The sequence below is a fragment of the Flavonifractor sp. AGMB03687 genome (assembly GCF_017811815.1).
Classification (GTDB): Bacteria; Bacillota; Clostridia; order Oscillospirales; family Oscillospiraceae; genus Flavonifractor.
The window spans coordinates 15,295-42,107 of the sequence record NZ_JADKZI010000001.1; the positions used below are offsets into that span (position 1 = coordinate 15,295).

General features: G+C 62.3%; 23 protein-coding genes. 12 read left to right on the forward strand and 11 right to left on the reverse strand.

The annotated features are described in order from the left end of the window. Window positions 1-117: 117 nt before the first annotated feature. Complete coding sequence (gene spoIID, locus J9789_RS00065) at window positions 118-1,125, forward strand: stage II sporulation protein D (protein ID WP_209341133.1); 1,008 nt, start codon at window positions 118-120, stop codon at window positions 1,123-1,125. A 19-nt stretch (window positions 1,126-1,144) separates the two neighbouring features. Here the strand turns inward: spoIID and J9789_RS00070 are convergent, their stop codons facing one another. The 3 genes from J9789_RS00070 to J9789_RS16870 all read right to left on the reverse strand — a co-directional run bounded on the left by J9789_RS00070 (window position 1,145) and on the right by J9789_RS16870 (window position 4,368). Next, window positions 1,145-3,226, reverse strand: a complete 2,082-nt coding sequence (locus J9789_RS00070; RefSeq protein ID WP_209341135.1) for a M56 family metallopeptidase — start codon at window positions 3,224-3,226, stop codon at window positions 1,145-1,147. Then, complete coding sequence (locus tag J9789_RS00075; RefSeq protein ID WP_209341137.1) at window positions 3,223-3,591, reverse strand: BlaI/MecI/CopY family transcriptional regulator; 369 nt, start codon at window positions 3,589-3,591, stop codon at window positions 3,223-3,225. Before J9789_RS00075 ends, J9789_RS00070 begins: the two co-directional genes overlap by 4 nt. A gap of 69 nt (window positions 3,592-3,660) precedes the next feature. Continuing rightward, complete coding sequence (locus tag J9789_RS16870) at window positions 3,661-4,368, reverse strand: sigma-70 family RNA polymerase sigma factor (protein WP_245184962.1); 708 nt, start codon at window positions 4,366-4,368, stop codon at window positions 3,661-3,663. A 200-nt stretch (window positions 4,369-4,568) separates the two neighbouring features. Here J9789_RS16870 and J9789_RS00085 point away from each other — a divergent pair, with 200 nt between their 5' ends. Then, entirely contained in the window at window positions 4,569-5,963 is a 1,395-nt protein-coding gene (locus J9789_RS00085; protein WP_209341139.1) for an NAD(P)/FAD-dependent oxidoreductase, read from the forward strand. 56 nt (window positions 5,964-6,019) lie between these two features. Here J9789_RS00085 and J9789_RS00090 read toward each other — a convergent pair whose 3' ends face one another. The 4 genes from J9789_RS00090 to J9789_RS00105 form a co-directional block, all read right to left on the reverse strand. After that, a complete protein-coding gene (locus tag J9789_RS00090) occupies window positions 6,020-6,700 on the reverse strand; it encodes a DUF6198 family protein (protein ID WP_209341140.1) in 681 nt (226 codons plus the stop codon). Window positions 6,701-6,841: 141 nt separating this feature from the next. After that, complete coding sequence (locus tag J9789_RS00095; RefSeq protein WP_209341142.1) at window positions 6,842-8,374, reverse strand: hypothetical protein; 1,533 nt, start codon at window positions 8,372-8,374, stop codon at window positions 6,842-6,844. Continuing rightward, on the reverse strand, window positions 8,367-8,849 hold the full coding sequence (locus J9789_RS00100) for a sigma-70 family RNA polymerase sigma factor (RefSeq protein WP_209341145.1): 483 nt from the start codon (window positions 8,847-8,849) through the stop codon (window positions 8,367-8,369). Before J9789_RS00100 ends, J9789_RS00095 begins: the two co-directional genes overlap by 8 nt. Window positions 8,850-8,967: 118 nt before the next feature. Beyond that, entirely contained in the window at window positions 8,968-10,314 is a 1,347-nt protein-coding gene (locus tag J9789_RS00105; RefSeq protein WP_245184963.1) for a hemolysin family protein, read from the reverse strand. Window positions 10,315-10,508: 194 nt separating this feature from the next. On the opposite strand from J9789_RS00105, the gene J9789_RS00110 reads away from it, so the two are divergent. From J9789_RS00110 to pyk, 7 genes are all read left to right on the forward strand, one after another. After that, a complete protein-coding gene (locus J9789_RS00110; protein WP_209341147.1) occupies window positions 10,509-11,810 on the forward strand; it encodes a chloride channel protein in 1,302 nt (433 codons plus the stop codon). A 23-nt stretch (window positions 11,811-11,833) separates the two neighbouring features. Beyond that, on the forward strand, window positions 11,834-12,202 hold the full coding sequence (locus J9789_RS00115; protein WP_209341148.1) for a VOC family protein: 369 nt from the start codon (window positions 11,834-11,836) through the stop codon (window positions 12,200-12,202). 4 nt (window positions 12,203-12,206) lie between these two features. Continuing rightward, window positions 12,207-13,271 carry an acyltransferase family protein gene (locus J9789_RS00120; RefSeq protein ID WP_209341149.1) on the forward strand — a complete coding sequence of 355 codons (1,065 nt, stop codon included), beginning with the start codon at window positions 12,207-12,209 and terminating at the stop codon, window positions 13,269-13,271. A gap of 13 nt (window positions 13,272-13,284) precedes the next feature. After that, entirely contained in the window at window positions 13,285-14,691 is a 1,407-nt protein-coding gene (locus J9789_RS00125; RefSeq protein WP_209341150.1) for an MBOAT family protein, read from the forward strand. A gap of 14 nt (window positions 14,692-14,705) precedes the next feature. Next, window positions 14,706-15,914 (forward strand): DHHW family protein, encoded by a 1,209-nt coding sequence (locus J9789_RS00130; protein WP_209341152.1) that lies wholly within the window; start codon window positions 14,706-14,708, stop codon window positions 15,912-15,914. A gap of 5 nt (window positions 15,915-15,919) precedes the next feature. Further along, window positions 15,920-17,137 carry an MFS transporter gene (locus J9789_RS00135; protein ID WP_348633602.1) on the forward strand — a complete coding sequence of 406 codons (1,218 nt, stop codon included), beginning with the start codon at window positions 15,920-15,922 and terminating at the stop codon, window positions 17,135-17,137. A gap of 234 nt (window positions 17,138-17,371) precedes the next feature. Further along, the gene (pyk, locus tag J9789_RS00140) at window positions 17,372-18,805 is read left to right on the forward strand and encodes a pyruvate kinase (protein ID WP_209341154.1); all 1,434 of its coding nucleotides are present in this window, start codon (window positions 17,372-17,374) and stop codon (window positions 18,803-18,805) included. Window positions 18,806-18,875: 70 nt separating this feature from the next. On the opposite strand, the gene J9789_RS00145 is transcribed toward pyk, so the two are convergent. Then, a complete protein-coding gene (locus J9789_RS00145; protein WP_348633603.1) occupies window positions 18,876-19,715 on the reverse strand; it encodes a pyridoxamine kinase in 840 nt (279 codons plus the stop codon). A 266-nt stretch (window positions 19,716-19,981) separates the two neighbouring features. On the opposite strand from J9789_RS00145, the gene J9789_RS00150 reads away from it, so the two are divergent. Both J9789_RS00150 and J9789_RS17345 read left to right on the forward strand, forming a co-directional pair. Then, window positions 19,982-20,926 carry a sugar phosphate nucleotidyltransferase gene (locus J9789_RS00150; RefSeq protein ID WP_209341158.1) on the forward strand — a complete coding sequence of 315 codons (945 nt, stop codon included), beginning with the start codon at window positions 19,982-19,984 and terminating at the stop codon, window positions 20,924-20,926. Between the two features lie 455 nt (window positions 20,927-21,381). Continuing rightward, window positions 21,382-21,837, forward strand: a complete 456-nt coding sequence (locus J9789_RS17345) for a phosphotransferase (RefSeq protein ID WP_348633604.1) — start codon at window positions 21,382-21,384, stop codon at window positions 21,835-21,837. Between the two features lie 252 nt (window positions 21,838-22,089). On the opposite strand, the gene J9789_RS00160 is transcribed toward J9789_RS17345, so the two are convergent. The 3 genes from J9789_RS00160 to J9789_RS00170 are packed head-to-tail and all read right to left on the reverse strand — an operon-like array spanning window position 22,090 to window position 26,000. After that, window positions 22,090-23,370, reverse strand: coding sequence for an amidohydrolase family protein (locus tag J9789_RS00160; RefSeq protein WP_209341160.1), 1,281 nt, complete (start codon window positions 23,368-23,370; stop codon window positions 22,090-22,092). A gap of 28 nt (window positions 23,371-23,398) precedes the next feature. Next, window positions 23,399-24,760 (reverse strand): TraB/GumN family protein, encoded by a 1,362-nt coding sequence (locus tag J9789_RS00165; RefSeq protein WP_209341162.1) that lies wholly within the window; start codon window positions 24,758-24,760, stop codon window positions 23,399-23,401. A gap of 37 nt (window positions 24,761-24,797) precedes the next feature. Then, a complete protein-coding gene (locus J9789_RS00170; RefSeq protein ID WP_209341164.1) occupies window positions 24,798-26,000 on the reverse strand; it encodes an ATP-binding protein in 1,203 nt (400 codons plus the stop codon). A 127-nt stretch (window positions 26,001-26,127) separates the two neighbouring features. Between J9789_RS00170 and J9789_RS00175 the strand changes: the two genes are divergently transcribed. Next, window positions 26,128-26,772, forward strand: coding sequence for an L-fuculose-phosphate aldolase (locus tag J9789_RS00175; RefSeq protein ID WP_209341166.1), 645 nt, complete (start codon window positions 26,128-26,130; stop codon window positions 26,770-26,772). Window positions 26,773-26,813: the final 41 nt, after the last annotated feature.

The window sequence follows — 26,813 nt, forward strand, 5'->3', positions numbered from 1 at the left end:
CGCAAATTCTTTTACACGGTATTGTACAACCAATTGGAAGCACAGTCAATATGGAAAATGCCAGATGGAGAAAATGAAACAAAAAACATCCAAACTTGCAAAAAGGAGGTGGTGAGGGTGAGACAGGTGGCGGTGGCCGCCCTGGCGCTGCTGCTGGCCCTCTTCCTGCTGCCGCTGATGCTGGTGCCCCAGGGGGAGGGGGAGCTGCCGGTGGAGAGCGGGAGCCTGCCCATTGACCACACCGTGGTCACCCCGGAGCCCTCCCTGGACAGCGGGCGGCAGGTAACGGTCAAGCTGGAGGATGGGACGGTGGAGACCATGGCCATGGACGACTATCTCTGGCGGGTGGTGGCGGCGGAGATGCCCGCAGCCTTTGAACCGGAGGCCCTGAAGGCCCAGGCGGTGGCGGCCCGTACTTATACCTACGCCAAAATGGAGCGCACCACCTCCGCCCATCCGGAGGCCGACGTGTGTACCGACGTGAACTGCTGCCAGGCCTACCGTACCCAGGAGGAGGCGGCTACCAGCTGGGGGTCCAATGCCCAGATGTATACCGAAAAGATCACCGCCGCTGTGGCGGACACCGACGGTGTGGCGGTGCTCTACGACGGCAGCCCCATCCAGGCCGTCTTTTTTTCCTCCGCCGACGGGCGGACAGTGGATGCGGTGGAGGTGTGGGGCAATGCGGTGCCCTATCTCACCGGGGTGGACAGCCCTGAGGGGGAGGAGGTGCCCAACTACCATTCCACAGTCACCCTGACGACGGAGGAGTTCAAGACCACCCTGCTGGCCGAGTATCCCGGGGCGGATCTGTCGGGGGACCCGTCCGGCTGGTTTTCCAATACGGTCTCCAACTCCGCCGGCGGCGTGAGCAGCGTGGATGTGGGGGGCGTCACCATCAGCGGGCAGGAGCTGCGCACCCTCTTCTCCCTGCGCTCCACCAGCTTTACCGTGTCCGCCGGGGCGGATGGCGTGACCTTTGCCGTCACCGGCTACGGCCACGGGGTGGGTATGAGTCAGTACGGGGCCAACGCCCTGGCCCAGGAGGGCAAGAGCTATGAGGAGATTTTAAAGTGGTACTACACCGGCGTGGAGGTGGAACAATATACCCCTGGGCAGCCGTGAGGCCGCCCAGGGGCGCTGTTTATGCCGTCAGTTGTCGGATGTTGGTCTCGTTCAGCTCATACCATACCGCATCCGCCTTTTGGGCCTGGGCTTCCAGAGCGGCCTCGTACTCGGCCTCAGAGACAGGCTGATGGTCCACCTCATAGGTGGTATTCTCCACATCCAGTTCACAGCGGAGGAGCGGCTCCATGGTGAGGCCCTCTTCCGTAAAGCGGACGGAAGCCACGCCCTCCTCCGTACCGGACAGGCTGGAGTAGGTAAAGGTGCCGTCGGTTTTCAGCTGCCAGAAGGTGCGCCAGTGGCTGGGATAGCCCCGGATCTCGTCCCCCTCCTGACGCAGGATTACATAGCCGCCCATGTCATTGGCCACGTCGGTGACCTGGAGGACCACCTCTTGGTTTCCGTCGCCGTCCAGATCCAGCACGGCAAACTCGGTCACGGCAGCGTAGGAGCTGTAGGGGCTGAAGGCCAGGGGAATGTCCAGGAGAAAGGTGGGAACCCCCTGGCCGGAGTCGTCCAGATAGAGGAAAGAGCTGTTGCCCAGCAGAACGTCCTGATAGGGGCTTTTCCCGCCGCCTGAGAAGGGGGTATAGGGGAGGGCGACGCCGGACTCCATCCAGCTCTCCCCAATGGCAACGGCGCTTTCGCCGTCCACCGGTACAGACACCTGGTCCAGCTCCACCAAAAAGCCCTCCGCCGACGGGTCGAACCGGTATTGGTGCCACTCCGTCCGCCCCGCGCCGCTGGAGCCGCAGTGGCAGAGGACACCGTCCTCCCGCACCACATAGAGGTTCCGTTCCCAGCCCTCCACCGCCAGCACGGGCTGGCCGTCCACCAGGGTATAGATGGCAAAGACATAGCCCTGGTCCAGATTCCAGATGTCGTTGCCCACCCAGCCCAGCAGCAGCTCCTCCGAGCCGTCCCCGTCCAGGTCCCGGCGGGCGTAACCGATCTGGTGCTCCTGTCCCCAGTAGGGGGCAATGACAGCGGATACCAGGTCCGGATAATCGTCAGGCTGCTGTTGGAGAAAGGCCTCCTCATACCGAGCCAGAAGGGTTTTGTACGGGTCGAACTCCCCGGTAGTAGCCCTGGGTTGAGGATCCATATCGACCACGGTGCAGGCGCAGCAGGTGACTATCAGCCCCAGAATCAGCGCCAGGCAGACCGCCGCCTTGCCGGGCTTGCGGTAGCCCTTGATCCCCAAAAGCCGGGCTTTCAGCTGCCGCTTTTCCTCGCAGAGGGTGGCGGCCATTCCGGCGGAGGTCCGCCCCTGACGGGCGGCCAGCATCAGCAGCATATCCCCGTAATCCATGCGCTGGGCGGGGTCCATGGAGCGGATGACCGCCTCGTCGCAGGCCAACTCGCAGTCCAGGGCGATCTGCCGCCCCATCCAGTGGACCAGGGGGTTGAACCAGTAGAGGCTGGTCACCAGAGTCACCAGCCATTTGTAGAAGAGGTCCCCCCGCCGGTAATGGGTCAGCTCATGACGAAGCACGGCAGACAGGGCGGGACCGTTGAAAAGAGGGCCGCTTTGCGGAAGAACCACCACCGGGTGGAAGAGCCCCATCAGCATGGGGGTGCCCACCTGACTGCTGCAAACCAACCCCACCCGGCGGTTGTGCTTCAGCTGTTGGAACAGGGCAAGGGCCTCCGCCGGGGGCGGGGTGAGGGAGGCCCTGATCCTGTGGGAAAAGAGGGCGTAGGCGGCGATATGCCAGCAGAAGAAGCCTGCCCCGACTGCCAGCCACAGGACAAACAGCACACCGGTAAGGGGGAAGACGGGAGCGGACGGCTCCGGGGTCTCATCCTGCTCTGCCGGGGCCTGCTCTGTAGGCAGCGTGACAGGGGTGGTCTGTACTTCTGCCTGATGGGGGAGCTGGGTCTCCTGCGTAACGGCCTCCCGGACCGGCTGGGGCGGCTCCGGCAGATGGATGCCATAGCCCACGGGAACCAGAAAGCGGAGGAGCACCGCCAGCCAGATATAATAGGTGAAGGCCTTGGGCACCTTGTTTCGCAGGGCGGGACGGATCAGCAGCAAAAGCACGCACAGCAGGGAGCCGGACAGGGTGAGGGAGAGCAGTGTGAGCAGAACCTCTTTCATGTGGACTCCTCCTGGTGGAACAGGGCGGACAGCTCGGCAATTTCCGACTGGCTCAGTTGGCCGTCGGACAGCAGGGAGGCCACCAGCTTTTTGGCGCTGCCGTTGAATACCTTGTTGACCAGATGGCGGGCGGACCAGCGGCCATATTCCGCCTGGGTGATGGCCGCCCGGTACATCCCCCGCCGCTCCAGCACCACCGCGCCCTTCTCGCACAGACGGCGCAGCAGGGTTTTGACGGTGGAATCCTCCCAGCCGCACTGGGCGGACAGGATACGGCGGATCTCAGAGAGGGCCGCCGGCTGGGGAAGACTCCACAGCACCTTCATGACCTCCAGCTCCGCATCCTGGATCTTTTCAGCACCCATACACATAGCGACCTCCTAAAAGTTTACTGTTGTAACCTAACATAAGGCTACAACAGTAAACTTTATTTGTCAAGAGGTTTCCTCGGCGGGCTGGACCATTTCTGACTCCGCCTCCACCACTGGGATCCCCTGCTCCTGCCGGTAGGCGATGAGCCAGGCGGGTTCATGGAAGCCGTCGTAGCCGTCGGGGTAGGTGCCCAGTACAGAATCCATGCTTCCGTCCTGGTGATAGAGGAACTCGAAGCAGCTGTAGTTGTCCGGTGTGCCGCCCACCAGCACGTCGTGGATAAGGTCGTTTTCGTCCGTATAGGTGTAGACATAGGCCTCCGTCTCGGAGAATTGGCCGGTGATGTCCAGCGCCTGTCCGTTCTCGGTGGTGAGCCACACCTTACCGTCCCGGACCTCCACCGGGGAGAAATCCGGGTCCGAGGGGCCGGTGATCTCAAAGTAAAGATAGCCGTCGTTGCCGTCTCTTACGGTCGCCTGGCCGCCAGTGAGGTAGGTGGTGCAGCTGAGGATGCCGGAGGCGGCCAAAGCCCCGATGGTCAGGATGACGGCTACAGCTGCGGCGGTGAGCAGATTGCGGCAGTGGTTCACTGTCACCTGGGCCAGCCAGGCCCGCTCCTTCCCCTGGGCGGGAGGGGCTTCCATGAGTTTGAGAAAGACCGACTGGCACACGTCCTCGGCGTCCTGGGGCGAGCGGGTGTAGCTCAGGGCCAGGCCGTAGACCATGGACCGGTACCGGTCGAACAGGGGGAGAAACTCCGCTTCGGTCATCCAAACACCTCCTTTTGCTGCGCATTGTGGCCACGCAGATAAGACAGGGCAGCACCCCAAAATCTGACGGGATAGCCTGAAAATTTTTCAGCCCATAAAGGGGATGGCCGTTGTCAAAAATGAGACTCTTTGGTATAATATCAAATTGGAAAGGCATGTGCTATGCCTTCCGAAATATGACGTAAAGTGAGAGATCGCACATGAACACACGGTATGACGTTGCTATTCTCGGCTGCGGCGAGGCCGGTATTTTCGCCGGGTATGAGCTGATGCACCGCAATCCCGGACTGAAGGTGGTGGCCCTGGATCAGGGGGCCGACATCTATACCCGCAGCTGCCCCATTGTGGCGGGCAAGGTGAAGGAGTGCATTCACTGCAAGGTGTGCGGCACCATGTGCGGCTTTGGCGGCGCCGGCGCCTTTTCCGACGGCAAATATAACTTTACCACCGCCTTTGGCGGCTGGCTTACCGACTTCATGCCCAAAGAGGAGGTCATGAGCCTCATCGACTACGTGGACTCCATCAACATGAAGCACGGCGCCACCGATAAGGTCTTCTCCACCGATACCCCGGCGGCCCGGGCTCTAGAGAAGCGTGCCCTGGAGCACGACCTCCACCTGCTCCAGGCCCGGTGCAAGCACCTGGGCACCGAGAACAACCTGAAAATTCTCCAGAGCATCTATGAGGAGTGCCGCAAGGGTGTGGAGTTCCGCTTCAACACCTCCGTCACCAAGATCATGGACCTGAAGGGGGAGGGCTACCGGCTCATCACTGAGAAGGGCGACGAGATCGACTGCACCTGGCTCATTGCCGGCCCCGGCCGCTCCGGCGCCGAGTGGTTCTCCAACCAGTGCAAGGAGCTGGGCATTCAGCTCATCAACAACCAGGTGGATATCGGTGTGCGGGTGGAGCTGCCCGCCAAGGTCTTTGAGCACATCACCGACGTGGTGTACGAGTCCAAGCTGGTGTACCGCACCAAGCAGTACGGCGACCAGGTGCGTACCTTCTGCATGAACCCCTACGGTCACGTGGTGGCCGAGAGCGTGGAGGGCATCAACACCGTCAACGGCCACTCCTACTCCGATCCCGCCCTCCAGAGCGAGAACACCAACTTCGCCCTGCTGGTGTCCAACCGGTTCACTCAGCCTTTCAACGAGCCCTACCGCTACGGTAAGCACATCGCCTCCCTGAGCAATATGCTGGCTGGCGGCGTGCTGGTCCAGCGCTTCGGCGATCTGGTCAGCGGTATCCGCACCAACGAGCACCGGATGAGCAAGTCCTTCGTCCGGCCCACCCTCACTGCCGCTGTGCCCGGCGATCTATCCCTGGCCCTGCCCAAGCGGCAGCTGGACGACATCATCGAGATGATCTACCAGCTGGATAAGATCGCCCCCGGTACCGCCAACTACGACACCCTGCTCTACGGCGCGGAGGTCAAGTTCTACTCCGCCCGGCTGGCTCTGTCCGGTGAGCTGGAGACCTCTCTCCCCGGCTTCTTTGCTGTGGGCGACGGCGCGGGCGTCACCCGCGGCCTGGCGCAAGCTGGTGCCTCCGGCGTGAAGGCGGCCCAGGTCATCCTGAACCGGCTGAAGTAAAGACAAGAAAAAACAGCTGCAAGCCATATGGCTTGCAGCTGTTTTTTATTTGCTGATCAGGCGGCGGAGACGCCGGCGTTGGGCAGCTGGTTGGAATCGGGCTTCTTCACCAGGAAGGCCAGCCGCTTGCAGAAGAACCGGGAGATAAAGCCCACCGTCAGGGCGCACACTACGGTGCCCTCCCGCAGGCCGTGGATGGAGCCCAGGTCCAGCAGAGACAGCAGGGTGGCGGCGGCCACCATGGTCAGGTCGTAGCCGGTCTTGGTCTTGCCGAAGTCCCAGTGGAACTCCTGGCTGCACACCCGGACAAAGCCCTCGCAGGGGAGGATGAGCACATTGGGGATGACCTCCAGAGCCACACCCAGGCCCAGGCAGCTGCAGCCCAGCAGCAGCACCACCCAGTGTCCGGCGTAGGACTGGGGGATCAGGTCGGACAGCAGAGACATCCACAGGTCGATGCAGCAGGAAAACACGAAGGTGGCGGGGATCTGGAGCAGCTGGATGGGCTGAAACTTCTTGCGGAGGATCAGAATCTGGCCGCCCAGCATGACGCAGTTTACGACGAAGGTAAAGGTGCCCAGAGAGACGCCGGGGAACACGAAGGTCAGCACATAGGCCAGACTGGACACCGCGGAGGTGCCCATGCCAGCCAGCGTGATCAGGGAGATACCCAGTGCCGAGCAGAGGACACCGGCGAAGAAAATGAGGTAGCGCCGGAGCAGTCCGGTGTGAGACATGTGGCTCGCCTCCAAAAAATCATTTTTTAGAACTAAAAATAGTTTAGCACGTTGAAGGGGGGCGGTTCAAGATGCATCTTTACCAAAACGAAAGTGGCTTTTTTGTGGAATTAACAGGGAGAACCGGGAAGGGATGGGGCCTTAGGTATCCCAAAAGGACGCCAGATATACGTAGGTAAAAGGATACCAGGAGGCGTTCTCTTTGCTTTGTTGAACGGAGAACGCGGACTCATATTCCGCCTGGGTGACCGACTGGTAGTCCAGATAGTAGTCGGTGCGCCAGGTGCCGGTTTCGTCCGTGGTGGTATCTACGGAACCCAGAGGCGCGGTGCCCCAGTCATGGCTGGGCCGGCCTGAGGCATCGGTATCCGTAAAGAACATGAGGCCGAACCCCTGGGAGGTGTCATAGGAATAGGAGTAGCTGCCGTCGGTTTTCAGATCCAGAAGCTCCTGTTCCTCCAGAGTATAGCCGTAGATGGTGCCGCTGCCATCTTGCCGCAGCACCACCCAGCCGGAGTAAGGGCCGGAGTCTAGGCGCAGACAGAGCACGACCTCCGGGGCGCCGTCCCGGTCCAGGTCGACCACGGCAAAGGTGTCCGCCGACAGCCCATCTCCCCGGGGGGCATGCTCCTGCAAAAACCGGGACAGGGTGGTGGAGACGCTGCCGCGGGTGTCGTAAAAGGCGCCGTCCTCCAGCAGTACAGAGCGAAACCGGGCGGACAGGACGGGAACGGACGTCCCGGCGCCCTGGGGGGTCGTCTCCCGGAGAGACGGGTCCGGCGGCCGGGCGGGGGTGAGGAGGGAGAGGGCAAAGCTGTCCGCCAGCTCCTCCAGGTCCTGCCGGCTCACCCCCTGCTCCGTGCCGGCCAGTACGTTGATGAGGAGAAAGGAGTCCTCCAGGTCGGCCAGCACCAGCCCCCGGTCCGGGCCCAAATCCAGGGTGACCTCCCGGCCCTCGGCGGTGCGGTAGTGCCATTCCTGGTAGGAAGATAGGTCCCCCACATTCAGATACACGTCGTTGAGGGTGCCCTTGACGCTGCGGCGGAACTGGTAGGACAGCTCCCCGTATCCGCTGGTGGTCAGGTATCCGTCATAGTGGAAGGTGCCGTCCTCATAGATCCGGCCGGAATAAGCGGTATTGTCCCCCAGAAAATCCCCCAGAAGGGAGATCCATTCCGCCTGGTCCTCCACTACATGGTTCCAGGTGTGGAGGGTCAGGCCGTACCGAGCGGCGATCTCCTCCAGCTCGTCCGCCATGTCCTGGGTGTACACGCTGTAGCAGCTGTATTTGGCCAGACTTTGGTCCATATGGTTGCCCACGATCCTGGCGATGCTGCCGTCCGGATCGTAGGAGGCAAGAAAATCGTTCCACTCCGCCAGGGCCTGGCTCTCCGGGGAGGTGATATAGCCGGACAGGCTGAGGGAGTCAGCAGGTGCCGGTTTCTCGGACTGGACAGTGGACTTGGGCAGCAGCAGGTCCCGCACCCCAAGCAGGTTGGCGGCCACCGCTCCGGCGGACAGGGCGGCAAGCACTGCCACAACAGCGGCCAGCAGCCACAGACGGCGGGGCCGCCGTTTTTTGGGCCGCTCCTTCTGGGCAAAGTCCTCCCAGCGGATGGTGGAAGTACTGTGGACCTGGGAGAAGGTCTTTTGATAGAATTCCCGGTTAGTCATCCTGCCACACCTCCCCCAACTGTTCCTTCAGCTTGGCCCGGGCCCGAGACAGCCGGGTGGTCACTGCTGAGGTCTCCAGATTCAGCAGCCCTCCGATCTCCCGGGCCGACAGTTCCTCATAGTAGTAGAGCACCAGTACAATGCGGTAGATCTCCGGCAGGGCCATGACGGCCTGATAGAGAGCCTCCTCCTCCGGCTGCTGAAACACCGGCTGAGGCGGTACCTCCTCCAGTGAGGCCCGCCGCTTCCGCCAGGGACTGCGCAGCACATCCCGGCAGTAATTCACCGTCACCCGTAGCAGCCACCGCCGCAGGTGCTCCTCCCCCTGGAAGGGCTTTTGGGCGGTGTACAGCCGTAGAAAGACCTCCTGTACCGCGTCGTCCGCGTCCTGGGGACTGGCCAGGACGTGGAGTGCCACCCGGTAGACCGTGTCCTGATAGCGCTCCACCGCGGCGGTGAAGCTGGTTTTATCCATGGGCGTCTCCCCCTTGTCTGAATGGTTTCATTTATGGTACGAGCGGGACAAGGGATTTGTCACAGAAAGCGTCAAAAAACGGGATGCCGGTTGGCATCCCGTTTTCCTATAATTTGATTCAGGCCGGATCAGGCTCCTCCGCCGGGGCGGGGGCGGTGCGGGTGACGGTGGCCCACTCCACTCGGCGCTCGGACAGCTCCTCCACCCGGATGTGCAGGCCGTAGATGTCTACCTCGGGGTGGCTGCCGTCCTCGGGGATCACCGACAGCTGGGCATACACCAGGCCGCCCAGGGTCTCCGATTCCTCCTCCTCCGGCATTTCCATGCCCAGGGTCTCGAAGAGCTCCTCCAGCTCAGCGCTGCCCGCCACACGCCAGCGGTTTTCGCCCAGAGAGATGATCTCCTGGTCCTCCTGGGGATCGAACTCGTCGTAAATGTTGCCCACGATCTCCTCCAGCAGGTCCTCCATGGTGACCAGACCGGCGGTGCCGCCGTATTCGTCCACGACGATGGCCATATGGGTCTTCTTGCTCTGCATATCCCGGAACAGCAGGTCGGTGCGCACCGACTGGGGCACGAAGTAGGGGGCGCGGAGCAGCTGACGCAGGGGCTTGGGCTGGGGCTTCCGGGCGTTGATGAGCCACTCGCGGGTGGAGAGAATGCCGATGATGTCGTCGGCGTCCTCCTCGTAGACGGGGAACCGGGACAGGCCGGACTCCTCAATGGTCTTTTCGATCTCCTCCTGGGTGTCCTCTGCCCACAGCATCACCATGTCGGTGCGGTGGACCATAACGTCGGCGGCGGTCATGTTGTTGAACTCGAAGATGTTTTCGATCATTTCCTTCTCTTCGGTCTCAATGGCGCCCTTCTCCTCGCCGATGTCCACCAGGCGGCGGATGCCCTCCTCGGAGACCGGGGGGCGGTCGGCGTTGGGGTCGATGTGGATCAGCCGCAGGAATAGCCCGGCCAGCAGGTCCAGCAGGGCGGTGAGGGGAAGCAGCACCGCCGACAGGGCAGACACCACGGTGCAGGTAAAGCGGGCCACGGCGGGACCCCGGTGTACCGCCACCCGGCGGGGGATCATGTAGCCGAAGACCAGATGGACCAGGGCCAGCACCAGAACGGTGAGCACCAGGCAGAGGACCCGGGCCGTGCCGATGGCAGAGCCGGTGAGAGCCCAGTGCTCCTGAGCCCAGGCAGCCAGCGGCATGCCCAGTCCCAGTGCGGCAAAGCCGGCGCCCCACAGACCGGCCAGGGTGATGCACAGCTGCACGGTAGTGCGGGTACGGCCGGAGCGGCGGAGCAGCTTCTCCAGACAGAGGGCCTTCCGGTCCCCTTCCTCCACCTGGTGGCGGAGGTCGGCCTCATTGAGGGAGAGAATGGAGAGCTCTGCGGCTGCAAAAAAGCCGCTGATACAGATAAAAAGAACCTGAAGCAGCAGCCGGGACCATAATGGGGGTAACAAGGTGATTCCTCCTAGCGAAAAGCGGTTTGACAGGATGGTTCTGCCTCTAAGTATAGCACAGCACGGAAAAAAATCTATAAGATTAAGGAAAAAAGTTGGTATCCATGTTATAATGGGGGCTGAAACCCGCCGCGGGCTATAGGTCCGCAACAGTAACGGCTCCCCGGAAGGGAGCCGCCGGAGTGTGAGAGAGAATGGGAGAACGGATGGGAAAGCGGTGGCTGGAGCACCCGGCCGCCTTTGTAAAATGGCTGGTCTTCGGCGGGATCAGCGGTCTGCTGTGCGGCGGTGTGGCTACCGCCTTTTACTATGCCTTTTCCGCCGTCACCGATCTGCGGCATGACAACCCCTGGCTGCTCTGGCTGCTGCCTCTGGGCGGCCTTGCCATTGTGCTGCTCTACCGGGCGTGCGGCATGGAGGGGGACCGGGGCACCAACTTCGTGCTGGTGGCGGTGCGGGAGAACCAGCCCCTCCGCCTGCGTACCGCGCCTCTGGTCTTTGTGTCCACCATGATCACCCACCTGGTGGGCGGCTCCTCCGGCCGGGAGGGAGCCATCCTCCAGATCGGCGGCTCCATCTCCTCCAAGGTGGGCCGGCTCATGCGCCTGGACGACAAGGACAGCCGCATCATCACCATGTGCGGCATGTCGGCCGCCTTTTCCGCCCTCTTCGGCACCCCGCTGACCGCCGCCATGTTTGCCATGGAGGTCACCAGCGTGGGCGTGCTCTATTACGCCGCCATCGTGCCCTGTATCCTGGCCTCCATCATCGGACTGTGGGTGGCCCAGGCCTTTGAGGTGCCTCCCACCGCCTTTACCCTGGAGGGCATCCCCAACCTGAGCCCCTTCACCCTGCTGCAGGTCATCGGCATGGGCATCCTCTTTGCTCTGCTGTCCATCTTCTTCTGCCGCATGATGCACGCCGCCCCCAAGCTGTACGACCGCTTCCTGCCCAACCATCTGGTGCGGGCGGCGGTGGGCGGTGGCCTGGTCATTGCCCTGACCTACCTGATTTGGATCTGGAACCCCGGTACGTATGACTACAACGGCGCCGGTGAAGCCATCATCCACGCCGCCATTGGCGGACAGGCCCGGCCGGAGGCCTTCTTCTTCAAGATGCTCTTCACCACCGTCACCCTGGGGGCGGGCTTCAAGGGCGGCGAGATCGTGCCGGTATTTTTCACCGGTGCCACCTTCGGCTGCACCGTGTCCCCCTTCCTGGGCCTCCACCCCTCCTTCGGGGCGGGCCTTGGCATGGTGTGCGTCTTCTGCGGCGTCACCAACTGCCCCATCACCTCCCTGCTGCTCTCCCTGGAGCTCTTCGCCGGGGACAGCCTGGGTATGTTCACCGGCCAGAGCCTGTGCCTGTTCGCGGTGTGTCTGGCGGTGTCCTACATGCTGTCCGGCTATTATGGACTGTACAGCGAGCAAAAAATCGTTTATAGTAAACTGCGGCCTGAATTCATCAACAAAAAGGCCAATGAGGATCATGAGTAAAACACGGAGCAAGGAGAACCATCATGCTGCAATTCAATCATTTCAACTTTAACGTCCTGGACCTGGAGCGGTCCCTGGACTTTTACCGTGAGGCCCTGGAGCTGACCCCGGTGGCCGAGAAGAACGCCGACGACGGCTCCTTCAAGCTGGTGTACCTGGGAGACGGGGAGACCGGCTTCCGGCTGGAGCTGACCTGGCTGCGGGACCGCACCGAGCCCTATGACCTGGGCGAGCAGGAGTTCCACCTAGCCTTCCTCACCGACCGCTATGAGGAGCTGCTGGAGCGCCACAAGGCCATGGACTGCGTGTGCTTTGAGAATCCGGCCATGGGCATCTACTTCATCGAGGACCCGGACGGATATTGGATCGAAATCGTGCCCGCGGAGGCCTGATACCATGAGCAAGACCGTGACAGGTGGCCGGCTGGCCTACGCCGACCTGCTGCGGGTGACCGCCATGCTGGCAGTCATCGTGCTGCATCTGGCGGGCTCCCAACTGGGCAATGTACCGGTAGGATCGGTGGAGTTTCACGTCCTCAATGCGTATGACGGACTGACCCACTGGTGCGTACCGGTGTTTATCATGCTCTCCGGCATGTTTCTGCTGGATCCCAAGCACAATTTGTCTCCCTCCAAGCTGGTGTTCGGCCACATCCTGCGGCTGGCGGTGGCTCTGCTGGTGTGGGGTGCCGCCTACGCCCTGGAGGTACAGATCGCGGCATCCGGCCTGAGCTGGCAGAGCCTGTGGACGGCTTTTCATCAGGTGCTGCTGGGCAAGACCCATTTCCACCTGTGGTTTTTGTATATGATGATCGGCCTCTATCTGATCACCCCCATTCTGCGGGCCTTTGTGCGGGGCGCCAGCCGGGGAGACTTCCACTGGTTTTTCCTGCTGGTGTTCCTGTTTGCCAATGTGCTGCCCACCCTGCTGCGGCTGCGGCCCAGCCAGACCATCAGCCTGTGGGTGAACAATCTGAATATCCACCTGGTGATGGGCTATGTGGGATACTATGTGCTGGGCTACTATCTGAAGAACTACACCCTGAACCGGGCGGCGGAATATATCATCTACATTCTGGGTGCGCTGGGGGCGGCGGCTACCGTGGGCGGTACCGCCTGGCTGTCCCAGAGACGGGGAGAGCTGATTCAGACCCTCTACAACTATGACAGCCCCAACATCGTCTTAATGAGTGTGGCGGTCTTCGTCTTCTTCCGCTATGTGCTGGGGGTCAGTGAGGAGCGTTCCCGCCGCCAGCGGATCTCCGGCGTGGCAAAGGTGTCCTTCGGGGTCTATCTGGTCCATGTCTTTTTCCTCATTGTACTGGACCGGCTGAACATCACCGTACTGTCTTTCCCCACCGCCCTGGCGGTGCCCCTTCTGACCGTGGCAGTGTTCCTGTGCTCCTTTGCCGTGGCCTGGCTCATCTCCAAGATCCCCCTGGTGGGGCGTTACCTAACTTAAAGGAGGCAACTGCGTGCTTTTTTCCAGTTCCATCTTCCTGTTTCTCTTTTTGCCGCTGGTGCTGGTCATCTATTACCTGCCCCTGCGTAAATTCCGGCAAGGGCAGAACGTCTTTCTGCTGCTGGCATCTCTGTTCTTCTACGCCTGGGGCGAGCCCTGGTTTGTGCTGGTGATGATGGGCTCCATTGTGGCCAACTACGGCTTCGGCCTGTGGGTGGCCCACAACAAGCGCAGGGGCAAGACCTGCCGGCTGCCCATTTTTCTCACCCTGGTGGCCAATTTGGGTATTCTCTTTGTATTCAAATACCTGATGTTTACCCTGAGTATTCTGAATGGCCTGGGTGCCTCCTTTGTGATCCCGGTGATCGAGCTGCCCATTGGCATCTCCTTCTTCACCTTCCAGGCCCTCAGCTATGTGCTGGACGTCCACCGGGACCGGGGCCAGGTACAGCGCTCCCCCCTGAAGGTGGGTCTGTATATCTCCTTTTTCCCCCAGCTCATTGCCGGACCTATCGTCAAGTATGAGACGGTGGCCGACCAGATCGACAACCGGCAGGAGAATTGGGCGGACTTCTCCTCCGGCTGCGCCCGCTTTGTGGTGGGCCTGGGCAAGAAGGTGCTGCTGTCCAACCAGCTGGCCCTCATTGCCGACCGGGCCTACGGCATGGCCGGGGACGAACTGACCATGTCCTTTGCCTGGCTGGGCGCGGTGGCCTATATCCTCCAGCTGTACAACGATTTCTCCGGCTACTCCGATATGGCCATCGGCCTGGGCAAGATGTTCGGCTTCCATTTCCTGGAGAACTTCAACTATCCCTTCATTGCCACCTCCCTGGCCGACCTGTGGCGGCGGTGGCACATCTCTCTGGCTACCTGGTTCCGGGACTACGTCTACTTCCCCCTGGGAGGCAGCCGGGTGGACACCAAAGCCAAGATGATCCGCAACATGTTTGTGGTGTGGCTCTTCACCGGCATCTGGCACGGGGCCAACTGGACCTACCTGGCATGGGGCCTCATCAACTTCGCCATGCTGATGCTGGAGAAGTTCGGCGGCCTGGGCAAGCGGTGGCCCCTTTTCTTCAAGTGGCTGTTTACCTTTATGGTGTTCCTGCTCACCTGTGTGTTCTTCCGGGCGGAGAGCATTATGGCCGCCCTGCAATATTTCAAGGCCATGTTCGGCTTCGGTGCCGGGCTGGGGGATGGGCTGACGGTGCTCTACCTCACCGAGTGTTGGCTGCCTCTGCTGGCGGCGGTGGTGTTTTCCGCCCCGGTGGTCCCCAAGGTGCGGGCCTGGGCCGACAAGCACAACTGTGTGCTGCTGGACGTGGGTTACGCCCTGCTCATTGCCGGGGTGTTCCTGGTGTCGGCCAGCTTCATCATCAAGGGCACCTATAACCCCTTCATCTACTTCAACTTCTGATAAGGAGCAGCTACATGAAACGACGCTATACCATAACCGCGCTTCTCTTCCTGCTGATGGCGGCGGGCGGCTTTTTCATGCTGGCCACCTCCTTTTTGGGGGGAGAAGGCAATTTTGAGACCCTGCTGAAGAGCTTTGCCAAGGATAAGGATGTGACCACCTTCCTGGCGGGGGCGGAGACCGCCGTCAACCAGGACCTGGACCGGGACCACCTGTTCATCCAGCTCTATGGCGGCGTCCAGCGGCTCACCGGCCGCCGGATGGTGGAGGACGCGGTGCAAGAAAACACCGTGGTCAAACTGGATACCGGTGCGCTGAACTTCGTCAAGCCCAACAGCACCGCGGAACCGGCGGAGAGCGTGGAGGCCAATGCCGCCGCCACGGCGGACTTCGCCGACCAGCTGGCGGAGCTGGACATTCCCTACCTCTTCGTCATGGCCCCCCAGAAGATCCAGCGGGGGCAGGACCTGCTGCCGGTGGGCATGGAGGAGAACGGCAACACCACCGCCGACGCCTTCCTGGAAGAGCTGGACCGGTGGGACGTCAGCTCCTTTGACCTGCGGCCCCTCTTTGAGAGCAACGGTATCTACTCCGGCTGGTTCTTCAACACCGACCACCACTGGAAGCCGGAGGCCGCCTTCTTTGCCTGGCAGAATCTGGCCCAGCTGCTGGATGACCGCTACGGCTTTGTGACCTCCTCCACCCTCACCGATCCCGCCAACTGGAGCACCACCGTGCTGGACGACTACTTCCTGGGCAGCCAGGGCAAGCGGGTGGGCTCCCTCTACGCCGGGGTGGACGACTTTACCATCTATACCCCCAAATTCAAGACGGAACTGACCTATTCCAGTCCCGACGGCGGCTTTGAGCGCACCGGCTCTTTCAACCAGTCGGTGTGTTTCCCCGAGCGGGTGGCGAAGAAGGACTGGTTCAACGGCAACCCCTACACCTATTATTCCGGCGGCGACTATGGTCTGGCCACCATGACCAACCACAAAAACCCCAAGGGGCCCAAGATCGTGCTGCTGCGGGAGTCCTTCTCCTGCGCTTTGGCTCCCTTCCTGGCCCTGTCCTGCTCGGAGCTGACCACCATCGACCTGCGCTACTACCAGGGGGATCTGATGGACACCATTGAGAGCCTGGAGCCCGATCTGGTGATCACTATGTATGCCGCCAGCTCCACCGGGCTGGAGAATATGTTTGCCTTTAACGGAACGGAGTGAACAGTGTGGAAGTGAGTGAGCGGATGCCCTCCCTGCGGCGGCTGGACTATCACTATATTGCCATGCAGGCGGGGTTCTGGGCCATGTTTGCCGCCATTGTGGCCTATCAGACCGCACTGCTGCTGGAGCGCGGCTTCAGCAACAGCGAGGCGGGACTGATGACAGCGGTGCGCTGCCTGGCGGGCATCGTGTTCCAGCCCCTGCTGGGCGGCTTTGCGGACCGCCATCCCCGCCTGCCCCTGAAGCATATCGTCACCCTGTCCATGTCCCTCTCCCTCATCGCCGGGGTGTGGTACTGGCTCTCGCCGGACATGGGTCTGTGGGAGACCACCCTGGTGTGGGTAATCATCGGCGGCCTGGAGGTGTCCTCCTACCCCCTGATGGACGCCATGGCGGTGCAGTTTATCAATGAGGGTATGCCCATCCGCTACAGCCTGGGCCGGGGCATCGGCTCCCTGGCCTATGCGGTGGTATGTGTGGTGTTGGGCTTCCAGTCCGGACGGCTGGGGCTGGAGAGCACCCTGGTGACCCACTTGGTCCTGGTGGCGGTGGAGATCCTGCTGGTGGCCACCTACCCGGCCTACCGGGGCAAAATCCGGACGGCGGAAGAGGAGGGGCCCAAGCCCCAGTCCGCCCTGTCCCTGCTGCGGAGCAATCCCCGGTTCACCCTCATGCTGGCCGGCGTGTTCCTGGGCCTTACCGGTATCATGCCCCTGTCCAACTTCCTGGTGAACATCGTCACCAGCCGGGGAGGCAGTGAGTCCGACCTGGGCATCGCCCTCTTCCTCATGGGGGCCTCCGAGCTGCCCACCGCCTTTTTCTTCCAAAAGCTGCTGCGGCGGCTGGGCAGCGGAAAGCTGCTGCTGCTGAGCATGATCTTCGGTACCTTAAAGGGTGTGCTGCTGCTGCTCACCTTCAACTGCCTGGGGGTGCTGGCGGTGCAGCCCATTCAGGTGCTGGGCTACGGCCTGTTTACCCCGGCTTCGGTGTACTTCGTCAACGAGTCGGTGCCCGAAGCCGACCGGGTCCGGGGCCAGACCGTCATGATGGTGGCCTCTAACGGCCTGGGCGGCATGATGGGCGGCGTGTTAGCTGGCTGGACGCTGGATTTAGGCGGCGCCAATCTGATGCTGGTGGCCTGTATCGTCTCCGGCTGCCTGGGTGTGCTCCTCTGCCTGGCCGCCCTGCGGCTGAATCCTAGAAAAATAAACCGAGTAGTATAGCTTTAGGGGCCGCTAAAAGGGTGAGCAAACACAAAATAGTGGAAAAAAAGGCTGTTCCTGAATTGGGGAACAGCCCTTTTTTTATGCTTACTGCGTATCCGTTTTGAAAAATTTTGATAAAAAGCTCCTGGAGCTGGTTAAAATGAAAATTACCTCTATGCAAAACGGAAAGATTGGTGTATGATAGTCCCGGTTTTGAAGAGTTATATTGTATACCTGTTATGGAGGTAGAAAATGAGAAAGACAAAAATCATCTGCACCCTGGGTCCCGCCGTGGACAATGAGGAGACCATCCGCCAGCTGATTCTGGCCGGCATGGATGCTGCCCGCTTCAACTTCTCTCATGGTACCCATGCCGAGCAGCTGGCTCGTCTGACCATGCTGAAGTCCGTCCGGGACACCCTGGGCCGCCCCGTGGCTACCATTCTGGACACCAAGGGCCCTGAGATCCGCATCAAGTCCTTTGCTAACGGCCCCATCACCCTGGAGAAGGGCCAGAGCTTCATGCTGAGCACCGACGAGGTGGAGGGCAACGAGAAGCAGGTGTCTGTTACCTATCTGAATCTGCATGAGGAAGTGGGCCCCGGCTGCCGCATCCTGGTGGACGACGGTCTGATTGAGCTGCTGGTGGAGAAGGTAGAGGGTCACAACATCTTCTGCACCGTGGAGAACGGCGGCCCCCTGTCCAACAATAAATCCATCAACATCCCCAACGTGAGCATCATGCTGCCCTCCCTCACCGAGAAGGATAAGGACGACCTGAAGTTCGCAGCTGAGAACGACTTTGACTTCATCGCCGCTTCCTTCGTCCGGAAGGCCAGCGACGTGGAGGACATCCGCGCCGAGCTGAACAAGCATGAGGGCGGCGAGAACATCCGCATCATCGCCAAGATCGAGAACCGCGAGGGCGTGGACAACCTGGAAGCCATCATTGAGGCCGCCGACGGCGTCATGGTGGCCCGCGGCGACCTGGGCGTGGAGATCCCCGCTCACGAGGTGCCCATCCTCCAGAAGAAGATGATCAAGGCCACCATCCGTCAGGGCAAGCCCGTTATCACCGCTACCCAGATGCTGGACTCCATGATGCGCAACCCCCGTCCCACCCGTGCCGAGGTGTCCGACGTGGCCAACGCCGTGTTTGACGGTACCTCCTGCGTGATGCTGTCCGGCGAGACCGCCTCCGGCAAGTACCCCGTGGAGGCCCTCCAGACCATGGTGGACGTGGTGACCTCCGCCGAGAACTCCATCCGCTACTGGAACCGCTTCCGCGAGCGCAACCTGCTGCCCGAGATCGGCGGCATCAACGACGCCATCACCCACTCCTGCTGCCTGACCGCCATGGACCTGAATGCCAGCGCCATTCTGGCTGCCACCAAGTCCGGCTATACCGCCAAGGTGATCTCCCGTTTCCGTCCCGCCTGCCCCATCCTGGCCCTGTGCCAGACCGAGTCTACCCGCCGCCAGCTGGCCATCTCCTGGGGCGTGAAGCCTCTGCTGTCCGGCGAGGTGGATTCCACCGACCGCATGTTCTCCATGGCCGTGGACGTGGCCCGCAAGGAGGGCATGGTGAAGCCCGGTGAGACCGTGGTTATCACCGCCGGCGTGCCTCTGGGCAAGTCCGGTACCACCAACCTGATCAAGGCTGAAGTGGTGAGCGAGCCTGTGTAAGGCCCGCACGTTTCCAAGGGTATGAAACGAGCCCCTGCCGTATGGCAGGGGCTCGTTTTTGTTTGGAGGCTCAACCGAGCCGCCGGACCAGATAGGGGATGGCGCGCTCGAATTCCACCCCGTACCAGTTGGCGTCGGGGGATTCCATGGTCATACGAATGGACCCCACCGTGTAGTCGGTGGCCAGGGCCAGGGCGTCCCCCAGCTCCATGCCTCGCATAAGGGAGCCTACGCAGGTGGAGGCAAACACGTCGCCGGTTCCAGGGAAGCTGGCGGGCAGGTGCTCCCCAAAGTAGCTGCCGTACCGGCCGGTCTCCCGGTCGTAGTACATGACGCCCAGTTTGTCCGGCCCAGAGCTGACGCCGGTGAGAGCCACATACCGGGGACCCAGGGCGGCCAGTGCCTGGAGCATCTCCCTGATATGGCCCTCATCGTACTCGGTGCGGTAGGGCAGACCGGTGAGCAGGCTGGCCTCGGTGAGGTTGGGCAGGATCAGATCGGCCTTGGCGCATACGCGGGCCATCTGGGCGGGGAAGTCGGGACCGAAGGCGGGGTAGAGCTTGCCGTTGTCCGCCATGACTGGGTCCACCACGATGAGGGTGCCCTCCTGCCGGAAGGTATCAAAGAAGGAACACACATCGTCGATCTGCTCTGTGGAGGCCAGATAGCCGGTGTAGATGGCGTCGAAGCTCAGCTTGCATTCCTGCCAGTGGGCGGCGATGGGCGCGATCTGGTCGGTGAGGTCCTTGCAGGTGAAGCCGGGGAACATAGTATGGGCGGACAGAACCGCCGTGGGAATGATGGAGCACTCCACCCCCATGGCCGAGATGATGGGCAGGGCCACCGTCAGAGAGCACTTTCCCACACAGGAGATATCCTGAATGCTGACGATCCGTTTCAAAAACCGCACTTCCTTTCCAATATCGCTGGGTGCAGTATAGCAGAGAAACTGGCCTGCTTAAAGCGTCACATATTGCTTATTTCATAAGGCCAGTTCTGGAAAATCGTGTGTTCAAGGCCCATCCACCCGTTGCACAATGGCCCACAGGCGTATATAATAGATAAGCTTATGTAAAAAGCATGGATTCGTGGATAAATCCCTTGATAACATTATCATTGCTCTGCTTTGCCGCTCCGGCAGAAGGGAGCAGAGAACAGAAGGAAGGAAACAGAGGCATGAAAAAGCCTGTTCTTGTGGTCATGGCCGCCGGCATGGGCAGCCGCTACGGCGGACTCAAGCAGATCGACCCCGTGGGGAACCACGGTCAGATGATCATTGACTACTCCATCTATGACGCCCGCCGGGCCGGATTTGAGACGGTGGTATTCGTCATCAAGCACCAGATCGAGGATACCTTCAAGGCCGCCATCGGCGACCGGCTCAGCAAGGTCATTGACGTGAAGTATGCCTACCAGGAGCTGGACGACCTGCCCGAGGGCTATGCCGTGCCCGCCGGCCGGGTGAAGCCCTGGGGCACCTGCCACGCGGTGCTGGCTGCCCGCAAGGTGGTGGACGGCCCCTTTGCCGTCATCAACTCCGACGACTACTACGGCCCCGAGGCGTTCCGGGAGATCTACCAGTACCTGGAGAACCATCCCGATCAGCCCGGCTGCTATGAGTATGCTATGGTGGGCTACCGCCTGGGCAACACCGTCACCGAGCACGGCCACGTGGCCCGGGGCGTATGCGCCGAGGAGGGGGACCACTACCTGAAAGAGGTGGTGGAGCACACCCACATTGAGAAGGACGGGGAGGACGCCCGCTTCACCGAGGACGACGGCCAGACCTGGACCCATCTCAGCGGCGACACCATCGTGTCCATGAACCTGTGGGGCTTCACCAACAGCTTTCTCACCGAGGCCCAGGCCCGCTTCCCTGCCTTCCTGGACAAGACCCTGGCCGAGAACCCCGAGAAGGGGGAGTACTTCCTGCCCAGCGTGGTGACCCAGCTGCTGGAGGAGGGCAAGGCCCGGGTAAAGGTGCTGCGCAGCGCCGACAAGTGGTACGGCGTCACCTACCGGGAGGACAAGCCGGTGGTGGTGGCGGCGGTGCAGGCCATGACCCAGGCGGGCCTCTATCCCGACGATCTGTGGGGAGCGTGTACCAATGGCAGCTGCTGAACAGTACTTACAGAAGGCCCTGGACGCCTTTGATTTCGGCGGCCAGGTGGTGGGGGCGGTGCGCTTCGGCTCCGGCCACATCAACGATACCTTCTGCGTCCACACCCAGCCGGGGGAGGACCCCTGCCGCCGGTTCATCCTCCAGCGCATTTCCCCCAGCGCCTTCCATCACCCGGAGCAGGTGATGGCCAACATCGCCGGGGTGACCAGCTACCTGAAGAAGGAGATCGCCGCCGAAGGGGGCGATCCCGAGCGGGAGACCCTCTCCCTCTGCAGCGCCAAGGACGGCAGCTGTTTTTACAGCGACCCGGAGGGGGGCGCCTGGCGGGTGTATCCCTTCCTGGAGGGCACCATGTGCCTCCAGTCCGCCGATACACCGGAGCGGTTTGCCGCCTCAGCCCGGGCCTTCGGCAAGTTCCAGCGGATGCTGAAGGACTACCCGGCGGAGACCCTGTATGAGACCATCCCCCCACTTCCACGACACCGAGGCCCGGCTGGCCAAGCTGAAGGAAGTGGTGGCCGCCGATCCCATGGGCCGTGTGAAGGACGTGGGGCCGGAGCTGGACTTCGTGGCCGCCCGGGAGGCGGACTGCTCCGTGGTGCTCCAGGCCCTGCGCAACGGGGAACTGCCCCTGCGGGTCACCCACAACGATACCAAGCTGAACAATGTGCTGCTGGACCGGACCACCGGTGAGGCGGTGTGCGTCATCGACCTGGATACCGTCATGCCCGGCCTGTCCATCAACGACTTCGGCGACTCCATCCGCTTCGGTGCCAACCACTGCGCCGAGGACGAGACCGATCTGGACAAGGTGAACTTTGACCTGAAGCTCTTTGACGCCTATACTGAGGGCTTCCTGGAGAGAGCCAGGGGCGCCTTTACTCCCGCCGAGCTGGATTACCTGCCCTGAGGCGCCCGGCTCATCACCCTGGAGTGCGGTATCCGCTTCCTCACCGATTACCTGGAGGGGGACCACTACTTCCGCATCCACCGGCCCGGCCAGAACCTGGACCGGTGCCGTACCCAGTTCAAGCTGGTGGCCGATATGGAGGCCTGCTGGGACAAGATGTGCTCCGTGGTGGACCGGTATCGCTAAGAAAAATGAAAACGCGTTGTTTTATCCAAGTCGGATAAAACAACGCGTTTTGTGTTTTGCAGGGAATCAGGCCAGTTCCAACTCCGGGAAGGGCTGTTCCACCAGGGACCCGGCGCAGTAGCGGGCGGCGATGTTCCGGTCATCCCCGTCGTAGAGGAACTGCTCCAGACGCTCGAAGGGGGTGCGCTCCACCAGAGCGTCCAGGGTGGAGGGGCGGAGCACCAGGGCGTCAAACTCAAAGCCGGGCAGGAAGGCCCCCACGTCCCCGAAGAAGGAGCCCGCCCCCCGGGTGGCCAGATAGAAGGCCTCCGCCAGGGAGAGGGGGGACTGGTCGGGGTGGTTTAGTCCATTCAGCTTGGAGGTCTGCACCGTAGCGGCCACGCTGCGGGCCATGGAAGCGGTATGGCCGCCGGCCACATCGCTGGCTACGCAGCAGCGCAGACCCAGCCCCAGGTCCTGCCGCAGAGGCATGATGCCGCTGGACAGGTTGGTGTTGGACAGGGCGCAGTGGGCCAGCATGACCCCCTTGTTCTTGAGCAGATCCTTCTCGCCGTCGGACAGGTGAATGGCGTGGGCCATGATGGTCTTGTCCTGCCGCAGCAGGCCGAAGTGCTCATACACCTGGGTGTAGGTGGGGATGTCCGGGTGGAGTTGGGCTACCCAGGCCACCTCACTGGGGTTTTCCGACAGGTGGGACTGGATGGGCAGATCATACTTTTCACCCAGCTGGCCCAGGCCGTCCATCAGCTCCGGGGTGGTGGAGGGGACGAACCGGGGGGTGAGGATGAAGCGGGTGTGCCGCAGCTCCTCCCGGCTGCGGCAGATCAGCTCCTCCGTGTCCGCCAGGGAGGCGTGGGTATCCTCCCGCAGGCTGTCGGGGGAGTTGCGGTCCATGTTCACCTTGCCGATGAGGCCCCGCAGGCCGGACTGCTCGGTGAGCTCCATCAGCCGCCAGGCGGCCTCCTTGTGGATGGTGGCAAAGGCGGAGAACCGCAGGGTGCCCACCGCCCACAGGTGGTTGAGGAAGGCCTTCCACGCCCGGTCGGCAAAGGCCGGGTCGGCAAAGCGGGCCTCCGCCGGGAAGGTGTAGGTCTCCAGCCAGGGCAGCAGCTCCTTGTCATAGCCGATGCCCCGGTTGATGATCTGGGGGGCGTGGATGTGCAAGTCGGTAAAGGCGGGGATGATGAGGGCGTCCCCCCAGTCGGTCACCGGCTGGCCCTCATACTCCGGCGGCAGGGTATCGTACAGCCCCACTACCGCAGTATTCTTGGTGACCAGATAGGCGTTGGGTCGGATCTCCAGCTCCCCCAGGGTGGGGGCGTGGAGGAAGGTTCCTTTCAGGATCATGGGATACTCCTTTCGGGGATGAAGAAGCTCAGAGCACCAGCTCTACGGTGTAGCCCAGTTCTTTCAGTCCGCTGACGATGCCGCCCGGGTCCACCATGTGGCCGGCGCCCACCGCCATAAAGTAGGTGTGGCTGCCCTCGGTCTCCAGGTACTTGGCGGCGGCCTGGATCATGCCGGGATCCCGCTCCGTAAAGAGCTTGGAGTTGAGCTCATCGGTGCTGTTGATGATGGCGGCCTTGTCGTATACCTGGGAGAAGGCGGCGGGGTCCCGGTCCTTCCAGGCAGCAAACATACCGGAGAGCATCTCCTCCTGCTGCTGGAGGCCCTCCTCCACTTCGGAGGAGGTGGTGCCGGACAGGGAAGCCTCCAGAGCGGACAGGGCGGCGTCCAGGTAGGCCTCCTGGTACTCGGCGGAAAGTCCGTCAAAGATGCCGCCCTGGAAGGCGTAGGTCTCCACCGCGCCGATGGCCTTGCCGGAATTGACCGCGGCGGCGTTCACATAGCTGTCGATGGCCATGGCGTTGGTGCTGGTGGAGTCATCCATCATGCTGAGGGTGGAGAAGGTGGAGGCCAGAGCCCAGGGCTTGTAGAGGTCCAGGGCATCGGCGCCCATGCCCAGGGCTGCGGCGGCGGTCTGCACCCGCTGGTAGAGCTCGGGGCTGATGTGGTCGGCCAGAGTGGTGCCGTCGCTGTAGGTCTGCATGCTCTGGAGCAGGGCGATGCCCTCCTGGTCGTTCAGGTCCAGCTCAAAGATGACCTCCTCGGAGGCCTGGATGGCGTCCCGCAGGGATTTATGGAGGGGATAGACGTTGTCCCGGTCCAGATGTATGGTGCCCAGCAGGTACAGGGTATTATCCCCGTTGGTGGCCTTCCACAGCAGACCCTTGGACCCGGCGTCCTGCTGGTCGTAGACCGCCAGGATGAGCCGGTTGGCCATGACCATGGCCTCCTGATAAGTGCAGGTGCGCTCCAGAGCCAGGTCACCGGCGGAGCCGCCTTTCACCACCCCAAGGCTGGTGAGGAAAGCGGTGGTGCCCTTTTCCACGCCGGGCAGCTCATAGGCGGCGGCCTCCTGGTAGAGGGCGTTCATGACGCCGCCCCTGGTGGTGTCCACCACCAGGCCCACGGCGTCCGCCGTCCGCTGGTCCAGCTCCAGCAGAGCCAGCTTGGCGGCCACCACGTCGGTCATGGACTCCAGCTGCTCCATGGTCACCGGGCTCTCAATATAAGAGGTATAGTTGTCGTCCACCAGACCCAGAGCGTAGCTGTCGGCCAGCTGGCTCACGGCCCAGGCGGCGGGCTGCTGGGGCTCCGCCGCCAGAGCGGGGACGGCCAGCAGGGCGGCGGACATCAGTCCGGCCAGGATCTTTTTCAGCAGGTTTCCTCTCATAGGTATGCTCCTTTCCTTTTTGTGGGGCATGGATGGCTTAGGTGAGACTGAGGCTGGCGATGTACTGCTTGGCGGTGCGGGGCGTTCTTCCCGGGTGGCGCATCTCCCAGCGGTCGGCGCCGGTGCGCAGGGCCTGCCTGTCCATAGTGATGCCGGACTGGGCGGCCATCCGCTCCACCAGGTCCAGGAAGTCGGCTTTGTTCAGGGCCAGATAGGGGATACGCAGGCCGAAGCGCTCGGCCAGGGAGGTCTTTTCCTGGATGGTCTCGCTGGCGTCCACCTCGTCTCCCGCCCGGTCGGAGAAGGTCTGCCGCACCAGGTGGCGGCGGTTGGAGGTGGCGTAGATGGCCACGTTGGCGGGACGGCGCTCCAGGCCGCCCTCCAGGATGGTCTTCATGACGGAATAGGTGGTGTCGTCCTGGTCAAAGGCCAGATCGTCGATGAACAGGATAAACTTGAGCCGCCGGCCGCCCAGGGTGCGGATAAGCCGGGGCATATCGGCCAGCCCTTCCTTCTGCACCTCGATGAGCCGCAGATCCTCAAAGCCGGGCCGGGAGAGCAGGCTCTTCACGGTGGCCGACTTGCCGGTGCCGCTGTCGCCGAAGAGCAGCACGTTGTTGACGTGGTGTCCCTCCAGCAGGGCCTGGGTGTTGGCGATGACCTGATCCCGCTGAAGCTCGTAGCCCATCATCTCGTCGGGGGTGGGGCAGTCGGGCTGATCCACCGGGAAGAGCTCCCCGTCCTCCCACAGGAAGGCACGGCTGCGGGCGAAGAGGCCGGAGCCGTGGGTGCGGTAGAAGTCGGTCAGCTCCTCAAAGGTAAAAGGACAGCCGGCGGGCCAGCGGGGCAGCCCCTCCAGCACCGGCAGTAGGGCGGCACCGGCCTGCTCCGCCATGGCGGAGATGAGGCGGCCGCAGTCCAGGCGGCACAGCTGGGTGAAGAGCTCCACATCCCGGCGGGCGGCCCCCTCCAGGGCGGGGTCGGAGCCCCCCTCCTCGGCCAGCCGGGCGTAGGGGGACTCGGTGTAACGCAGCTGGTCGTGGAGCCAGTCCCCCAGACCGGCGTAGTTTCCGGCCCGCAGGGCGTAAAACAGGGCGGCGTAGTCCTCCGCCGCACCGGCGCTGTCCTGCCGGGCCAGCTTGTCCAGCAGGGAGCGCACCAAATGGAGTTCAGGGGTCTCCAGAATATGTCGGTAAGCGGCAACGCCCCCCAGGGCGAAGCGCAGGGTTTCCATGGTCATGTTGGGTTCCTCCTTATCTGTGTCCATTTTATGCGCGGGGGGAACCGATGTCAATGCAAAGGCTTGACTTGAGCGTTCAATTTCCGTATGCTTGAAGAAAAGCGGATATGGAAAGGAAGTCTTGTGTATGCTGTTACAGGAGCAGCGGGAGCTGGTGGTGGAGTACGGTAAGAAGCTGGTCACCACCGGACTCACCGACGGTACCTTCGGCAACCTCAGTGTATTTGACCGGGAGAGCGGCCTCATGGCCATCAGCCCCTCGGGCATGGACTATTTTCTCACCACGCCGGAGGACGTGGTGGTCACCGATTTGGAGGGCAAGGTGGTGGACGGCAAGCGCAAGCCCTCCAGCGAGCTGGATCTCCACCGGCTGTTCTATCAGCGGCGGCAGGATGTGACTGGAGTGGTCCACACCCACTCCACCTTTGCCACCGTGCTCTCCTGCCTGCGCTGGCCCATTGAGCCGGTCCACTATCTGGTGGCCTACGCCGGGCGGCAGGTGCCCTGCATCCCCTACTACCCCTTCGGCTCCCTGGAGCTGGCCGAGGCGGCCTGGGAGGGCATGAAGGATCAGTACAACGCCTGCCTGCTGGGCAATCACGGCCTGCTGGCGGTGGGGGGCAGCCTGTCCTTTGCCTTTGATGCCGCCCAGCAGCTGGAGTTTCTGGCTAAGGTCTACTACTATACCAAGCAGGCCGGGGGCGGGATCAACCTGACGGCGGAGGAGCTGGAGGCGGTGCTGGGCAAGTTCCAGAGCTACCGCCAGGCCTAAGCCTTGCATTTTCAGCCGGTTCAGAGTACAATCTGGACTGG

Excerpts from the sequence above, each read along its gene's own strand:
- J9789_RS00160 (WP_209341160.1), bottom strand. The coding sequence starts at position 23,370 with ATGATCCTGAAAGGAACCTTCCTCCACGCCCCCACCCTGGGGGAGCTG.
- J9789_RS00085 (WP_209341139.1), top strand. The coding sequence starts at position 4,569 with ATGAACACACGGTATGACGTTGCTATTCTCGGCTGCGGCGAGGCCGGT.
- J9789_RS00110 (WP_209341147.1), top strand. The coding sequence starts at position 10,509 with ATGGGAGAACGGATGGGAAAGCGGTGGCTGGAGCACCCGGCCGCCTTT.
- pyk (WP_209341154.1), top strand. The coding sequence starts at position 17,372 with ATGAGAAAGACAAAAATCATCTGCACCCTGGGTCCCGCCGTGGACAAT.
- J9789_RS00170 (WP_209341164.1), bottom strand. The coding sequence starts at position 26,000 with ATGACCATGGAAACCCTGCGCTTCGCCCTGGGGGGCGTTGCCGCTTAC.
- J9789_RS00090 (WP_209341140.1), bottom strand. The coding sequence starts at position 6,700 with ATGTCTCACACCGGACTGCTCCGGCGCTACCTCATTTTCTTCGCCGGT.
- J9789_RS00165 (WP_209341162.1), bottom strand. The coding sequence starts at position 24,760 with ATGAGAGGAAACCTGCTGAAAAAGATCCTGGCCGGACTGATGTCCGCC.
- J9789_RS00075 (WP_209341137.1), bottom strand. The coding sequence starts at position 3,591 with ATGGGTGCTGAAAAGATCCAGGATGCGGAGCTGGAGGTCATGAAGGTG.
- J9789_RS00070 (WP_209341135.1), bottom strand. The coding sequence starts at position 3,226 with ATGAAAGAGGTTCTGCTCACACTGCTCTCCCTCACCCTGTCCGGCTCC.
- J9789_RS00130 (WP_209341152.1), top strand. The coding sequence starts at position 14,706 with ATGAAACGACGCTATACCATAACCGCGCTTCTCTTCCTGCTGATGGCG.
- J9789_RS16870 (WP_245184962.1), bottom strand. The coding sequence starts at position 4,368 with ATGACCGAAGCGGAGTTTCTCCCCCTGTTCGACCGGTACCGGTCCATG.
- J9789_RS17345 (WP_348633604.1), top strand. The coding sequence starts at position 21,382 with ATGAGACCATCCCCCCACTTCCACGACACCGAGGCCCGGCTGGCCAAG.
- J9789_RS00095 (WP_209341142.1), bottom strand. The coding sequence starts at position 8,374 with ATGACTAACCGGGAATTCTATCAAAAGACCTTCTCCCAGGTCCACAGT.
- J9789_RS00100 (WP_209341145.1), bottom strand. The coding sequence starts at position 8,849 with ATGGATAAAACCAGCTTCACCGCCGCGGTGGAGCGCTATCAGGACACG.
- J9789_RS00115 (WP_209341148.1), top strand. The coding sequence starts at position 11,834 with ATGCTGCAATTCAATCATTTCAACTTTAACGTCCTGGACCTGGAGCGG.
- J9789_RS00150 (WP_209341158.1), top strand. The coding sequence starts at position 19,982 with ATGAAAAAGCCTGTTCTTGTGGTCATGGCCGCCGGCATGGGCAGCCGC.
- J9789_RS00120 (WP_209341149.1), top strand. The coding sequence starts at position 12,207 with ATGAGCAAGACCGTGACAGGTGGCCGGCTGGCCTACGCCGACCTGCTG.
- J9789_RS00175 (WP_209341166.1), top strand. The coding sequence starts at position 26,128 with ATGCTGTTACAGGAGCAGCGGGAGCTGGTGGTGGAGTACGGTAAGAAG.